The 239-nt window shown below is 61.1% G+C and carries 1 pseudogene; it reads right to left on the bottom strand.

The features are described 5' to 3' along the window. A pseudogene (locus QM600_RS29590) lies at positions 1–239 on the bottom strand (Ig-like domain-containing protein); the annotation flags it as partial.

Raw genomic sequence — 239 nt, 5'->3', positions numbered from 1 at the left:
CAGCAGTACCGATTTCAGAACCGGCAACCTTGAACGAGACCGTGCCCGCAGCAGAAGCCGGCGTAACAGTCGCCGTCAGATCAACAGCAGCACCGGTAGTAGCCGTAGCCGGAACATCCAGTGCCAGAGTCGTTGCCACATCAACAGCAGCCGGATTAGAGACCGTCACCGTCGACGGACCAGTCGTCGAAGCCACAAAACCCGTACCCGAGAAGCTCGCCGTCACAGCCGGCGCACCC

This window comes from Rhodococcus sp. IEGM 1379, assembly GCF_030056815.1.
Classification (GTDB): domain Bacteria; phylum Actinomycetota; class Actinomycetes; order Mycobacteriales; family Mycobacteriaceae; genus Rhodococcus_F.
The sequence above is the reverse complement of the archived record's forward strand: the minus strand, read 5'-3'. Positions and strand labels throughout refer to the sequence as shown.